This window comes from Limnohabitans sp. (assembly GCF_046052765.1).
GTDB lineage: Bacteria > Pseudomonadota > Gammaproteobacteria > Burkholderiales > Burkholderiaceae_C > Limnohabitans.
On record NZ_JAVLFQ010000031.1, the window covers coordinates 1 to 13,994 of the forward strand.

A 13,994-nucleotide genomic window follows, 5' to 3' on the forward strand; every position below is an offset into this window, starting at 1 on the left:
GGCCAGTGCGGTGGCCACCACCAACGCCGACGGGGAGATCGAAGGCCCAGGCTGCGGCTTCTCGTTTGGCAAAACCCCGGCCGGGCGCACCTTTGAGCCTGCCGAAGTAGAGCAGTTTTTGCACGACAAAAAGATTGGCCCCTTGGAAGGTTTCCGCTCCAAAGCGGGCTGGCCTTTCACCGCCGAAATTGCGCTCAAGTTCAACGAAGAAGAAAAAAACTGGAAGCTGGAGTTTGACTTTGGCGACGACAAGAACGCCGAGAGCGGCGAGATCGTGGCGTTTGGCGATGCCGAGAATTTGGGCGCTTGCCCCAAGTGCGGCTCTGCGGTGCATGAGCACGGCGCCAACTATGTGTGCAGCAAATCCGTGCCCACCAACGCCCAGCCCACGCCCAGCTGCGACTTCAAAACAGGGCGGGTCATCTTGCAGCAGCCGATTGAGTTGGAACAGGTGCGCAAGCTTTTGACCGAAGGCAAAACCGATTTGCTGGAGAAGTTTGTCTCCATGCGCACCCGCCGCGCTTTCAAGGCCTACCTGACCTACGACGCCGAGGCCGGCAAGGTGAGCTTTGCCTTCGAGCCCAGCAAGTACCCGAAAAAAGGCGGCGCACCCACCACCCGCGCCTTGGCCAAAGCGGCGGGCAAAACCCTGCCCGGCAAGAAAACGCCTGCCACCAAGAAAGCGGCGACCAAAGCGGTCAAAGACGCCAAGCCCAAAGCCCCGCGCAAACCAGCGGCAGGCAAAGCACCTAGCGCGGCTTTGGCAGCGGTCATCGGACCCGATGCTGTAGCTCGCACCGAGGTGATGAAAAAGCTTTGGGACTACATCAAGGCCAACAACCTACAAGACCCGAAAGACAAACGCACGATTCAGTGCGACGCGAAACTGAAAACTGTGTTTGGCAAGGATTCGGTGGGGATGTTTGAGCTGGCGGGGTTGATTGGGGCGCATTTGAGTTGAATCTGTTATTTTTCGCACGCGTCATTGCGAGCGAAGCGAAGCAATCTGCCGTCTTTGCGAGGAGCAAAGCGACGAAGCAACCTCACCAACGGCGCCTGAGCAGGCTCGGCCTCGCCTCCACGCTAGCGCTTCGTCGGCTACGGCCGACCTGCTTCAGGCGCTTTTGCCCTCAACCCACAGTTTCTATGAGCATCATGTTGATTTAATAATACTTATAAGTATTATTTGAGTTGTATTAATGATTCTCATAGGTTATATTTATTGAATTGAAATATTACCTGTGAGTACCATGAATACGCCTTTCCGTGACCTGCAACTCCAGCAAATCCACGACCAATTGGCCACTTGGAAAGCGGCCCGCTTGAGCCCTCGCCCCGGCTCGGGTTGGGTACGCGCCATACGAGAGTCATTGGGCATGACAGCGGCAGCATTTGCACGTCGGCTCGGTATGTCGCACGCGGGGGTTCGCAAATTAGAAAGTTCTGAGGCTTCGGACGCAATCACTCTGGGCAGTCTGCGCAAACTGGCCGAGGCTTTGGATTGCGAACTGCAATACGCCTTGGTACCCCGCACCAGTTTGAAAAACATGCTTCAAAGCCAAGCTGAAACGGTTGCGCATGAGCGTATGCAACCGATTGCACATTCGATGGCGCTGGAAGACCAGGCGGTGGAGGCATCACTGCACAAGCTTCAACTGGCAATGGCCACCAAGTCATTGCTTGAAGGTTCACGCCGCGAACTCTGGTGAGTTGTCACACATGGACTTTGTTTACCCGCCAGGGGCAACACCGCTTGATCCGGATGAAGCTGCCGGGCTGATACCCATACACATCACCACCCAAGGGGACCTGAACGCTTGGGAACAGTTGAATATTGTGCAAGGTGATCGTTGGGCTGCACGCCAAACCAAGCGCGAACTGCTGGATGAAGGCTTTGTTCGCGACTTGCACCGCCAGATGTTTAACATGACCTGGCGATGGGCGGGAACTTTTCGAAGCAGTAACAAAAACATCGGTGTCGATTGGACTCAACTGTCTGTGAAACTGCGGGAGTTGTTAGACAACACCCGCTATCAAATTGATCGCGCAGTCTTTGAAGCTGATGAAATAGCTATTCGGTTTCACCATCAATTAGTTTGGATTCATGTGTTTCCAAACGGCAACGGTCGACATGCACGCTTGATGTCGGATCTGCTAGCCATGCGGCTTGGTCGCCCCCGACTGAGTTGGGGCTCAAATTCATCAGCCACTTTTTCTGCGGGCCAACTGCGCGAGCAATACATTGCAGGATTGCGTGCGGCGGATCAAGGACACATGGGAGACTTGTTGGCGTTTGCGAGAAGTTGATGGAGTTTCTCCGTCCAAACACTTACGTTCATTTGTGATTAAAGCCTGTCTCCGCGCCTAAAGCAGGCTCGGCCTCGCCTCCTACTAACGCAATGTCGACTGCGGACGACCTGCTTCAGACGCCTTTGATGGGTAGCGGCTGAACGCAGCTGCCTGCGACAAACGCAAAGCCTTTGCCCAGCTCCAACAAAAAGGTCTGCAACTGGTCCAAGAGGCCTTGCTCCGGGTCTTTTTCGTAAAGGGCGGGCACGGCGGGTGCGCCCAAGAACTCCAGCACATAGGGGTCGCGGATGAAGTCGCGCGGGTCAGAGGAGGCGTCTTTGGCGTACCAGTCGCGGGCTTGTGGGTTGTCGATGCGGATCAGGTTTCGGTAGTGCGTCCACGACAATTCAAGGCGCTGCTCTCTCCGAATGAACCAAGCTTGTCGATTCGGCGCTATGCGCGCGTCCATACGCTTCCAAAGCAAGTCGGATGAAGCTTGGCTGGGATTGGGCGGTCTGGTGTATTTTTTTCAATAGCAAGGGATGTCTCAAGGCATTTGTCCCAACTATGACGCACTAAAACCAACCGCATACAATCGCCGGTTGCCTGAACGAGGAGAAATTCTGTGCTGATATCGACTGCTTACGCCCAATCCGCCCCCGCTGCTTCGCCCGCCAGCGATTTATCTTCATCCCTCATGAGCATGCTGCCGCTGGTGCTGATGTTTGTGGTGCTCTATTTCGTCATGATCCGCCCGCAAATGAAGCGGCAAAAAGAACTCAAGGCCATGCTTGACGCACTGGCCAAGGGCGACGAGGTGGTGACCTCGGGCGGCATGCTGGGCAAGATCGCGCAATTGAGCGACAGCCAGATCGGCTTGGAAGTCGGCAATGGTGTGGTGTTGCAGCTGCAGCGCAGCGCCGTGGTGCAAGTCCTGCCTAAAGGCTCTATCAAATAAATCATCGCCATGAACCGTTACGCTGTTTGGAAATACCTGGTCATTTTGATCGCCGTGCTGCTGGGCAGCGTCTACACCTTGCCCAACTTTTTTGGCGAAGCACCTGCAGTGCAAATCTCGCCGGCACGCGCCAGCGTCAAGGTTGACCTAGATACCCAAGGCAAAGTCGAAGAGGCATTGAAGGCTGCTGGGCTCAGTGCCTCCATGCTGACACTGGAGAACAACTCCTTGAAAGCGCGGTTCGAATCCACCGACCAGCAACTCAAGGCCAAAGATGCAGTGCAACACGCACTCAACCCGCAAGCGGACAACCCGTCCTATGTGGTTGCACTCAACCTGATTGCACGCACACCGCTGTGGCTCAGCAGCTTGCGTGCCGCGCCCATGTATTTAGGTCTGGATTTACGCGGTGGTGTGCATTTCATGCTGCAAGTGGATATGCAAGCTGCGTTGACCAAAAAAGCCGAAGCGCTGGCAGGTGAGCTGCGTTCTGCCATGCGTGAAAAAAGCATTCGCCACGGCGGCATCAACCGCAATGGCCAATCGATTGACATTGTGTTCAAAGACCAGACCAGTGCAGATGCAAGCGCGGTATTGATCCGTGACCAATTCACAGATTTGAACGCCCAAGTCTCAGCGCCATCAGGTGGCGACATTTTGCTCACGGCCTCGCTCAAACCACAGGCTGGACTCAAGGTGCAAGAGCAGGCACTGAAACAAAACATCACCACCTTGCACAACCGCATCAACGAACTCGGCGTGGCTGAACCAGTCATTCAACAACAAGGCGTGGACCGCATCGTGGTGCAGTTGCCAGGTGTGCAAGACACCGCCAAGGCCAAAGACATATTGGGTCGCACTGCCACGCTTGAAATCCGCATGGTCGACGAAAGCAGCGAAGCCCGTCAAGCCGAAATCGGCAGCGGCATGGTGCCCTTTGGTGCAGAAAAATACCTGGACCGCAACGGCCAAGCCGTGATTGTGAAAAAACAAGTCCTGCTGACTGGCGAGAACCTGACCGATGCCCAGCCCGGCTTTGACAACCAAACGCAAGAAGCCGCCGTACACCTCACTTTGGACGCCAAGGGTGCACGCATTTTCAAAGATGTGACGCGTGAAAACGTGGGCAAGCGCATGGCGATTCTGTTGTTTGAAAAAGGCAAAGGCGAGGTCGTCACCGCACCGGTTATACGTACCGAAATCGGCGGTGGTCGGGTGCAAATTTCCGGTCGCATGAGTACTGTCGAAGCGGCTGACACATCGCTGTTGTTGCGCGCCGGCTCACTGGCCGCGCCAATGGAAATCATTGAAGAACGCACCATCGGACCATCCCTTGGCGCAGAAAATATCGCCAAAGGTTTTGACAGCGTCACCTGGGGCTTTGTCGCCGTCACCGCATTCATGTGCGTGTATTACATGTTGTTCGGCGTGATCTCTAGTATTGCGCTGGCAGTCAATTTGCTGCTGCTGGTGGCCGTGTTGTCCATGCTGCAAGCCACGCTGACCTTGCCGGGCATGGCAGCCATGGCGCTTGTGCTGGGCATGGCGATCGATGCCAACGTGCTGATCAATGAACGCGTGCGCGAGGAACTGCGCAACGGTGCGGCGCCACAATCCGCCATCCATATGGGCTACGACCGCGCCTGGTCAACCATTCTGGATTCCAACGTCACCACGCTGATTGCCGGTCTGGCATTGCTGGCTTTCGGCTCAGGCCCTGTGCGCGGTTTTGCCGTGGTGCATTGCCTGGGTATTCTCACCAGTATGTTCTCGGCCGTGTTTTTCTCGCGCGGCTTGGTCAATATTTGGTATGGCCGTCAAAAACGTTTGCAATCCGTGTCGATTGGCACGGTCTGGCGGCCTGATGATGTGACCGCCAAAGCGATTGCACGCGCCAAAGCCGATTGATTGACACAACGACATTGAAGACGTTGCCGTTGCAGCCCTGACACACAAGGAACTCCATGGAATTTTTCAAAATCAAACGCGACATACCTTTTATGCGCCATGCGCTGGTGTTCAATGCAGTGTCGTTCATCACTTTTCTGGCAGCGGTATTTTTTCTCTTCAGTCGCGGCTTGCATTTATCGGTGGAATTCACCGGCGGCACACTAATGGAAGTTGGCTTTTCGCAGCCAGTGGCGCTCGACCCGATGCGCGCGCGTATTGCCGCCTTGGGCTACACCGATGTGCAAGTGCAAAACTTCGGTTCGGCACGTGATGTGCTGATTCGCATGCCTGCAGCCAAAGGCGCTACGGCGACCGAACAAAGCGCACGCGTGATGGCAGCATTGAAAGAAACCGACGCACAAGCCTTGCTCAAGCGCACCGAATTTGTCGGACCACAAGTCGGCGATGAATTGGCGATGGATGGCCTCAAAGCATTAGGTTTTGTGGTGATCGGCATCATGATTTACTTGGCCGTGCGCTTTGAGTGGAAATATGCCGTGGCCGGCATCATCGCCAACTTGCATGACGTCATCATCATTCTGGGTTTCTTCGCTTTTTTCCAATGGGAATTTTCATTGCCTGTGCTGGCCGCAATTTTGGCTGTGCTCGGTTATTCGGTGAATGAATCGGTGGTGATTTTTGACCGGGTGCGTGAAAACTTCCGCCGCTTTCGCAAGATGAACACGGTGGAAATTATTGATAACGCCATCACCTCCACCATCAGCCGCACCATCATCACCCACGGTTGTACCCAGCTGATGGTGTTGTCCATGCTGTTGTTCGGTGGCGCCACCCTGCATTACTTTGCGCTGGCGTTGACGATTGGTATTTTGTTTGGCATTTACTCATCGGTGTTCGTGGCTGCTGCCATCGCCATGTGGCTGGGTATCAAGCGTGAAGACCTGATCAAGCATGTGAAAAAAGACGGTCCCGAAGAAGACCCGAACGATCCGAACGCAGGTGCCGTGGTTTAAACCACGCGCACAACAAAAAAGCAGCCTGCGGGCTGCTTTTTTCATGCCTGCGTCTTATTGATCAATGGGCAATGCGGCCGACGTTGTCGTCACACAATTCATCAAGCACCAAGGCATCTGGTTCAATGCCTGCGCTCCAATACACCATCAACACAATGATCTTCAAGTCGTCCAAACCCACCGGATGATCGGTGACCGCCATGGCGCGGTCGACCACGATTTCGCGCATTTGCGCAGACATGATGCCGGCACTTTCCATGAAGGTGATGAAGCCCAGACAGGTTGCGCCCAAATGCTGCTGCTCTGCGTCGGAATACACGCGCATGCTCAAGGGTGACTGCACATAGGCAGGCTGAAGGCGTTGTTGGTGCACTTGTATCAAATCCGCATGCTGTGCAGCGCTGTTGAGGCCAGCCAGCCAAGACAAAGCTTGCTCAATCTCGTCGGCGTCAAATCCTGCTGCACTGAGTTTGCGGCCCAGTAACGGCAATTCGGGACAAACGTCACCACGCCAGTAGTGTTCGTAAACGTAAACAAGGACATCGAACATGGGTGCAATATACCCTGTTTTTCAACCGCTTCATTTTTGCTTTGGATGCCAAGGTTTTGCATGGCTGGTTTTGGTTGTCTTGGGCACATATCAATCACACAATTGCTGGTACAAACCGCCGGGCATTACCGCAATTTTTCCAGCTTCAGACAGTTCTTGTATACCCATCATGGCCGCCTCCAAAGACAGACCGGTACGTATGAGCAACACCTCTAAATTGTGAGGTTCATGACCTAAAGCATCCAACAAAATTTGTTGGTGAACGTCTTTCAATGGCAATGTTGGCTTGTTGTCAATCTGAATGGATGCATGGCTGAACATCGGCAACTCCTCGAGCACATCTTGCACGCTCTCCACCAACTTCGCGCCTTGTCTCAATAGCAAATGACAGCCGCGCGACAACACAGAATGGATAGAGCCAGGAATCGCAAACACTTCTTTGCCCTGCGCCAACGCCATGTCTGCGGTGATCAATGAGCCAGACTTCAAAGCGGCCTCTACCACCAACACGCCTTGACTCAATCCCGCAATCAACCGATTGCGTCTGGGGAAGTGATGCGGCAGCGGCGGTGTGCCGGGTGGCAGTTCGCTGAGTAACCAACCATTTAAGGCCACTTGACGAGCCAAGACGTGGTGCTGTCTCGGATAGACCTGGTCCAAGCCGGTGCCCACCACAGCGACTGTGGCGCACTGATCTGGCAAGCTGCGTTCTAGCGCACCCATGTGTGCTGCGGCATCTATTCCCATGGCCAGTCCTGACACCACGCAACACCCTATTTGCTGCAATTGATGGGCAAACCTTTTGGCGTTGTGCGCGCCCTGTGGTGTGGGGTTGCGACTACCGACAATAGCCACCGCATGCAAGCACGGCAGATGCAACTGTCCTTGCGCAAACAATACCAACGGCGGATCATCAATGTCTCTGAGTGAGGACGGGTACATGGGATGGTCCCAGGTCCACACCGCTTGCTCCATGCCTGGCAGCGACTGTTCAAGCCATTGGCGAGTGCGCGCACAAACGGCATGCCATTCATCAGGTATGCGCAACAATGACTGGGCTTGTTCTTCGCTGACGTAGGAATGCAGCACAGACGCAGTTTGCGTGAACACAGCGCTTGGGCTGCCAAATACGGTGATCAGCTTATGCTGGGTTTGCAGTCCCACCATGGGCGTCATTTGTAAACGTAACCAGTCATGCCAAATGGCGTCTTCTGTGGTGGCGTTGACCGGCTCAGTCAGTGACAAGGCTTGCATGGTATTTCCATGGTTATTTACACACAGCCAGCGTAATTTGCATGGCTTGAAATGAAGTCAAGTCACACCGTGGGTTTTTGTAAGCGCGTCTTTACCCCGTTAATACAAAAAAGCGACAATACGGACATGGCCTTACTACCCATTCTTTCTTACCCTGATCCGCGCCTGCACACCATAGCCAAACCCGTGGCCGTCGTGGACAACCGTATCCGTGCGCTTGCCGCCGACATGATCGAAACCATGTACGACTCCAAAGGCGTCGGCTTGGCCGCCACACAAGTCAATGTGCACGAGCGCCTGTTGGTGATGGATGTATCCGAAGAGCACAATCAGCCCATGGTCCTGATCAACCCTGAGTTGCTTTGGGCCAGCAAAGAGCGCATCAAAAACGAAGAAGGTTGTTTGTCAGTCCCAGGCATTTTTGATGGCGTCGAGCGACCTGAGCGCGTCAAAGTGCAAGCGCTGAATGAACATGGCGAAGCCGTCACCATCGAAGCCGAAGGTTTGATGGCCATATGCATTCAACACGAAATGGACCATTTGATGGGCAAGGTGTTCGTCGAATACCTCTCGACCCTCAAACGCATGCGCATCAAAAGCAAATTGCTCAAAGCCCAACGCGAACTCGAGCGCTGATACATGCGCCTTGTGTTCGCCGGCACCCCGGAATTTGCACGTACCGCACTGACTGCGCTTCACAGCGCCGGTCACGAGATTGCATTGGTACTGACCCAGCCCGACCGCCCCGCTGGTCGCGGTATGAAACTGCAATCCTCTGCCGTTAAACACTACGCACTTGAGCATGGCATGCCCGTGTATCAGCCGCACAGCTTGCGTTTAGACGGCAACTACCCCGATGAAGCTTTGGCAGCGCAACTTGCCATCGCAAACGCCAACGCCGAATTGATGGTGGTTGTCGCCTACGGTTTGCTGTTGCCCGACTGGGCTTTGCACAGCGTGCCCCGAGGTTGTTTGAATATCCACGCTTCCTTGCTGCCGCGCTGGCGTGGTGCGGCGCCCATACAACGCGCCATCGAAGCCGGTGATAACCACACCGGTGTGTGCATCATGCAAATGGACGCGGGCCTGGACACCGGCGCGGTGTTGATGAGCGAAAGCCTCTCCATCAGCGACACCGACACCAGCGCCAGCTTGCACGACAAACTCGCTGCACTGGGTTCGCGACTCATTGAGAACACCCTGTCTGCGTTGCCGCAACTCAAGGCTCAAACGCAAGCCGCTGAAGGCGTCACTTACGCCGCCAAAATTTTGAAAGACGAAGCGCTGATCGATTGGCATTTGCCTGCGCTGCGTTTGTCGCAACGCATACGCGCTTTCGATCCGTTTCCCGGCGCGCACACCTTATGCGACGGACAGGTGCTGAAGTTATGGTCTGGTTTGTCTGTTGAAGGTACAAGCCTCGCCGCACCTGGCACTGTTTTGAAAATGCACAAAGATGCGTTCGATGTCGCTACAGGCGAGGGCGTGTTGCGCGTCACGCAAGTGCAGCGCCCGGGCGGAAAGCGCATCAGTGCCGCCGAGTTTTTGCACAGCCAGGCATTGACGGTTGGCTTGGTATTGGGACAGGCTGCGGCTTGATTCATGTTTTTCGACCCCGCCAATTTTCGCCATCCCGCTTTTCGCCAAGGCATGGTCGACACCCTCAAAGTCGCGCCCGGCATCTGGGCCTGGGGCTTGATGACCGGCGTGGCCATGGTGCAAGCCGGTTTGAGCCCGGCCATGGCCACTTTGATGACCTTGGTCATTTATGGCGGCAGCGCTCAACTGGCCGCCATTCCCCTGCTCGCCGCTGGCGCGCCCGTGTGGGTGATATTGACCACGGCGTTTTGTGTGAATTTGCGCTTCGCAGTTTTCAGCTTGCATTTGCGCCAATACATGATGGTCTGGCCGCGTTGGCAGCGTTTGTCTATCGGGTATTTCATTGCAGACTTGAACTATGTGCAATTTGTCCATGCTTACCCGCAACCATCTGAAGACAGCGACGGGCAGCGCAGCGAAATGGCCTACCTCAGCGGCAATTGTTTTTTGAACTGGATTGGCTGGCAAATCGCGGGTCTGCTGGGTATTGTGCTGGCCGCGCAAGTGCCGCTGCAATGGGGACTGGGGTTTGCTGGTGTGTTGGCGCTGGTCGGTATTTTGTGTTCGCTAAGCCACACACGTTTGCGCGTGGTCTCGCTGGCAGTCGCAGGCGCGGCCGCTGTTGCGGCTTTCGGTTTGCCGCTTCGCTTAAATATTTTGGTGGCGATTGCGGCGTCTGTTGCTGTATGCCTGGTGATGGAGCAAACCTCACTCGCAAACAACGAGGCAAGCTCTTGATGGAATGGTCTGAGATTTTCACCGCCGTTGGATTGGGCGTGATCACGCTGGTCACACGCTGTTTTTTCTTTATCTCCGATCGTGCATTGCCGTTTCCGTCTTGGGCGCAACGCGGTTTGCAATACGCACCCATCGCCGCGCTGGCTGCGGTGGTTGTGCCTGAGATTGTGGTGAGCCAAGGTACTTTGGTGACGACTTGGCAAGACGCACGGCTGTTTGGCGCGGCCGCAGGTGCGGGCTTTTATTTTTACAGGCGTGGCAAAGGACAGGCGGTGCTGGGCACCATCATCGTGGGCATGGCGGTGTATTTGCCGCTGCATGTCGGCTGGGGGTGGTGAGGTTTTTTCAGTGCGCTCGATACTATGCACTGCGCTCGAGCGTCAATTAACTTGTATCTTCAATGCCTTAGCAAAATCATGTTGTTGTATGTGCGACCACCTGATGGAGGACACCTGCCTAAAATGTCATAAAACATTCACACGGAGACAAACCCCATGCAAATCATCCGCTTCGCCGATCTGTGCGCACAGGGCTTGGCCCGTGGCAAACGCGTGTTCATCCGCGCCGACTTGAACGTGCCTTTTGACGACCACGGCCGCATTTCCGAGGACACGCGCATTCGCGCATCCCTACCCGCAATTCAAATGGCAATAGACGCCGGTGCCGCCGTGATGCTCACGTCGCACTTGGGTCGCCCGACCGAAGGTGCGTTCAAACCCGAAGACTCTCTGGCGCCGGTAGCCCAACGTCTGGCCGAGTTGCTGGGACGCGAGGTGCCGTTGGTGGCGGATTGGCTGGGCGGCGTTTCTGTCGCCCCCGGTCAGGTGGTGATGCTGGAGAACTGCCGGGTCAATGTCGGCGAAAAGAAAAACAGCGAAGCACTTGCTAAGCAAATGGCCGCGCTGTGCGACATTTATGTTAACGACGCCTTCGGCACCGCGCACCGCGCCGAGGGCACCACATATGGCATCGCGCAGTTCGCGCCTGTGGCGTGCGCCGGTCCTTTGTTGTCAGCCGAAATCGACGCTATCAGCCAAGCGCTGGCAGATCCGAAGCGCCCGCTGGCCGCCATCGTCGCCGGTTCCAAGGTCAGCACCAAACTCACCATCTTGCAAGCGCTGGCACGCAACGTGGACCAGTTGATTGTGGGCGGCGGTATTGCCAACACCTTCATGTTGGCCGCGGGTTTGAAGATTGGCAAAAGCTTGGCCGAGCCCGATTTAGTGGGCGAAGCCAAAGCGGTGATCGAAGCCATGAAAGCGCGTGGCGCCGAGGTGCCGATTCCCACCGATGTGGTCTGCGCCAAAACCTTTGCCGCCGACGCAGTGGCCACGGTGAAGCCAGCCAACGAAGTGGCAGACGATGATTTGATTTTGGACATAGGCCCGGACACCGCCGCGCGCCTGGCCGCACAACTCAAAGCCGCCGGCACCATTGTGTGGAACGGCCCCATGGGTGTGTTTGAGTTCGCCGCTTTCGAGAACGGCACCAAGGTGGTGGCGCATGCGATTGCCACTTCTCAGGCGTTCAGCATTGCTGGTGGTGGCGACACGCTGGCGGCGATTGCCAAGTACGGTATTGACAAAGATATTGGTTATATCTCTACCGGCGGCGGCGCATTCTTGGAAGTGCTCGAGGGCAAGACCCTGCCCGCGTTCGAGATATTGATGAAGCGTGCTGCAGGCTGATTGGTCGGGTTGTCTTTGGTTGGCTACTTCACCAATTTAAGTGCGTCACTGTAGGTATCTGATTGCAGCGCATGCTTTTCATCTGCAATCAACCCGGTCATCAAGCCGGTATCAATACAGGCTGACTGGTGGCGCGGCCTTTGTAGTCGGTCCAGCACTGGCGGGTAAAGTCGTACAGCTTGCATGAACGTGCCGTCTGGAAGTACCAACGCCATGAAAAACGCTGCACGATGATGCGACCAGGCAACAAATTTTCCAGTTTAGCTTGCGCTTGCTTTAAGCGGTACAAAGGAATGCTCATGTCCACATGGTGGGCAGTGTGCTCCATGATGTGGTGCATCAATGAACCGATATTGAACGGGAAAGTCAGGTGCACGGTGGTGGACACAAAAGGCTGGGCTTTGGCCCAAGCGCTGCGGTCATCATGCCAAGATACTTTGACATGCGTATGGTGGACGTACACCACAAAACCAATCATGGCGCACCAGAACAAAAATGGAATCGCCACACTAAACAACAACACCCATGCGACGTTTTGACCTGTCGCCAAAGCCGCCGCAACCATGCCGCCCACCCATACCGCAGCAAAACCAGTGATCAGCCAACTGTCTTTGATGAAAATAGGGCGGCGGGTCGGCATTTCCTTGGCAGTAGGAAATACCATTTTTTTCCACCATATTTCAATCATGTAATACAGGCCGGGCGCCCATCCACTGCGGTAAGCACGGTCTAGCATGCGGCCTGCAAACGACAGTTTGGAGAATTCTTCGCGGGTCAACGGCGCCCAGACAAAGTCAAACCCTTTGAGATTGGTGTAACCATGGTGCACTACGTTGTGACCAATATCCCACAGGCTGAACGTGGTGAGTGAAGGCAAGAAGGCGATGCGGCCTATCCATTTATTGAGGCCGCGGTGCGGCGTCAGGCTTTGGTGACAGGCATCGTGGCCAATGATGAACAAACGGCCAATGGTGAATCCCATGGCAACGGCGCACAATAATTTGGCCCACCAAGCCTCAAACAACACGGTGCCGCTCAGCAAGGCAGCCCAGATGGCGAAATCCATCACCAGCAACAGCATGGCCCGCAAAGTCACGCGTTCAGAAAGCGGCACCAACCATTCGCGAATCACCTTTCGGTGGGGCATGGGTTGTTCCAGAGGAATCGGTTGTTCAGTAGGGTTCATAGGGCTAGGGTAAAGGGCACCAAAAAAGGCAAGTGCACTGAGTCTCATCTGGCCTCATGGCGTCTGCTCAGCTCTCCCTGATATTGTAGCCAATCAAGCCTGAAAACCCGCTTACCCCTACCAGCGCTCGGGTAAGCGCTTACAAACCCGATAAACACGGTCGGTTTCACGCACCACATAGCCACCGGTGACCAGCTCTTTCATGATGCGGCTGACCATTTCCCGGCTACAACCGATCTGCTGGGCGATTTGCGCATGGGTCATAGGTAAATTTCGCATGGGGCCATGCGGATCATTCCAGCCATCGGATTGCGCTTGCAATAAGGCACTCAAGCGGCTGTAAGCATCTGAGAACAAGGCCAAACGTGTGGTTTCAGTGGCCATGCGCACCCGTTGCAATGCTATTTTCAACAAATCCATGGTCAAGGATGGTGTGTGCTGAATCACCGCCAAGGCAGATTCGCGCGACACCACGGCACAAACCGCCGGGGTCAAAGTCATGACGCTAGCGCAATGCGGCCCACCATCTAAGGCAGGTGTGCCAACCAGTTGTCCAGGGCCATACAGGGACAAGGTGATTTCCCTGGGTTTGCTGTCGTTAGACACACTGAACTCTCGCAAACGACCAGCCATGACCAAATAAAGCTGGTGACCCATGTCGCCTTGTTGCATCAACAACATATGTTTGCGGTAATGACGAACTTGCCCTTGCCGCGCCAGTGCCAGCCAGCCCGCTTGGCCAGTTTCGCTCCATAAATGATCGACAGTCGGCTGATTTTTGTTCATCCGCCACACTGTAGATAAACAC

At 55.2% G+C, this 13,994-nt stretch carries 16 protein-coding genes; 11 read left to right on the plus strand and 5 right to left on the minus strand.

Annotated features, from left to right (window positions below):
- The 3 genes from AC9UG7_RS03645 to AC9UG7_RS03655 all read left to right on the plus strand — a co-directional run.
- On the plus strand, window positions 1-961 hold a 961-nt coding region (locus tag AC9UG7_RS03645), incomplete at its 5' end, for a topoisomerase C-terminal repeat-containing protein (RefSeq protein WP_509584274.1).
- A 289-nt stretch (window positions 962-1,250) separates the two neighbouring features.
- The gene (locus tag AC9UG7_RS03650) at window positions 1,251-1,709 is read left to right on the plus strand and encodes a mobile mystery protein A (RefSeq protein WP_509584277.1); all 459 of its coding nucleotides are present in this window, start codon (window positions 1,251-1,253) and stop codon (window positions 1,707-1,709) included.
- Window positions 1,681-2,307 carry a mobile mystery protein B gene (locus tag AC9UG7_RS03655; protein WP_509584280.1) on the plus strand — a complete coding sequence of 209 codons (627 nt, stop codon included), beginning with the start codon at window positions 1,681-1,683 and terminating at the stop codon, window positions 2,305-2,307. Before AC9UG7_RS03650 ends, AC9UG7_RS03655 begins: the two co-directional genes overlap by 29 nt.
- 115 nt (window positions 2,308-2,422) lie before the next feature.
- Here AC9UG7_RS03655 and AC9UG7_RS03660 read toward each other — a convergent pair whose 3' ends face one another.
- The gene (locus AC9UG7_RS03660) at window positions 2,423-2,758 is read right to left on the minus strand and encodes a PDDEXK nuclease domain-containing protein (RefSeq protein WP_509584283.1); all 336 of its coding nucleotides are present in this window, start codon (window positions 2,756-2,758) and stop codon (window positions 2,423-2,425) included.
- Between the two features lie 156 nt (window positions 2,759-2,914).
- On the opposite strand from AC9UG7_RS03660, the gene yajC reads away from it, so the two are divergent.
- From yajC to secF, 3 genes are read left to right on the plus strand one after another with little or no spacing between them, the layout of a single operon-like run.
- The gene (yajC, locus tag AC9UG7_RS03665) at window positions 2,915-3,247 is read left to right on the plus strand and encodes a preprotein translocase subunit YajC (RefSeq protein ID WP_509584286.1); all 333 of its coding nucleotides are present in this window, start codon (window positions 2,915-2,917) and stop codon (window positions 3,245-3,247) included.
- Window positions 3,248-3,256: 9 nt separating this feature from the next.
- Window positions 3,257-5,155 (plus strand): protein translocase subunit SecD, encoded by a 1,899-nt coding sequence (secD, locus tag AC9UG7_RS03670; RefSeq protein WP_509584289.1) that lies wholly within the window; start codon window positions 3,257-3,259, stop codon window positions 5,153-5,155.
- A gap of 56 nt (window positions 5,156-5,211) precedes the next feature.
- Window positions 5,212-6,171: a protein translocase subunit SecF gene (secF, locus tag AC9UG7_RS03675; protein WP_509584292.1), complete on the plus strand. Its 960-nt coding sequence runs from the start codon at window positions 5,212-5,214 to the stop codon at window positions 6,169-6,171.
- Between the two features lie 61 nt (window positions 6,172-6,232).
- Here the strand turns inward: secF and AC9UG7_RS03680 are convergent, their stop codons facing one another.
- Window positions 6,233-6,721: a Smg family protein gene (locus AC9UG7_RS03680; RefSeq protein WP_509584295.1), complete on the minus strand. Its 489-nt coding sequence runs from the start codon at window positions 6,719-6,721 to the stop codon at window positions 6,233-6,235.
- Between the two features lie 90 nt (window positions 6,722-6,811).
- Window positions 6,812-7,975 carry a DNA-processing protein DprA gene (gene dprA, locus AC9UG7_RS03685; RefSeq protein ID WP_509584298.1) on the minus strand — a complete coding sequence of 388 codons (1,164 nt, stop codon included), beginning with the start codon at window positions 7,973-7,975 and terminating at the stop codon, window positions 6,812-6,814.
- A gap of 126 nt (window positions 7,976-8,101) precedes the next feature.
- Between dprA and def the strand changes: the two genes are divergently transcribed.
- The 5 genes from def to AC9UG7_RS03710 all read left to right on the plus strand — a co-directional run bounded on the left by def (window position 8,102) and on the right by AC9UG7_RS03710 (window position 12,000).
- The gene (gene def / locus AC9UG7_RS03690) at window positions 8,102-8,611 is read left to right on the plus strand and encodes a peptide deformylase (RefSeq protein WP_509584300.1); all 510 of its coding nucleotides are present in this window, start codon (window positions 8,102-8,104) and stop codon (window positions 8,609-8,611) included.
- 3 nt (window positions 8,612-8,614) lie between these two features.
- A complete protein-coding gene (fmt, locus tag AC9UG7_RS03695) occupies window positions 8,615-9,574 on the plus strand; it encodes a methionyl-tRNA formyltransferase (RefSeq protein WP_509584303.1) in 960 nt (319 codons plus the stop codon).
- Between the two features lie 3 nt (window positions 9,575-9,577).
- Window positions 9,578-10,312, plus strand: a complete 735-nt coding sequence (locus AC9UG7_RS03700; RefSeq protein WP_509584306.1) for an AzlC family ABC transporter permease — start codon at window positions 9,578-9,580, stop codon at window positions 10,310-10,312.
- On the plus strand, window positions 10,312-10,650 hold the full coding sequence (locus tag AC9UG7_RS03705; protein ID WP_509584309.1) for an AzlD domain-containing protein: 339 nt from the start codon (window positions 10,312-10,314) through the stop codon (window positions 10,648-10,650). Before AC9UG7_RS03700 ends, AC9UG7_RS03705 begins: the two co-directional genes overlap by 1 nt.
- Before the next feature lie 156 nt (window positions 10,651-10,806).
- A complete protein-coding gene (locus tag AC9UG7_RS03710; protein ID WP_509584312.1) occupies window positions 10,807-12,000 on the plus strand; it encodes a phosphoglycerate kinase in 1,194 nt (397 codons plus the stop codon).
- Between the two features lie 100 nt (window positions 12,001-12,100).
- On the opposite strand, the gene AC9UG7_RS03715 is transcribed toward AC9UG7_RS03710, so the two are convergent.
- Both AC9UG7_RS03715 and AC9UG7_RS03720 read right to left on the minus strand, forming a co-directional pair.
- The gene (locus tag AC9UG7_RS03715) at window positions 12,101-13,186 is read right to left on the minus strand and encodes a fatty acid desaturase (RefSeq protein WP_509584315.1); all 1,086 of its coding nucleotides are present in this window, start codon (window positions 13,184-13,186) and stop codon (window positions 12,101-12,103) included.
- A gap of 117 nt (window positions 13,187-13,303) precedes the next feature.
- The gene (locus AC9UG7_RS03720) at window positions 13,304-13,972 is read right to left on the minus strand and encodes a Crp/Fnr family transcriptional regulator (protein WP_509584317.1); all 669 of its coding nucleotides are present in this window, start codon (window positions 13,970-13,972) and stop codon (window positions 13,304-13,306) included.
- Between the last annotated feature and the right edge of the window lie 22 nt (window positions 13,973-13,994).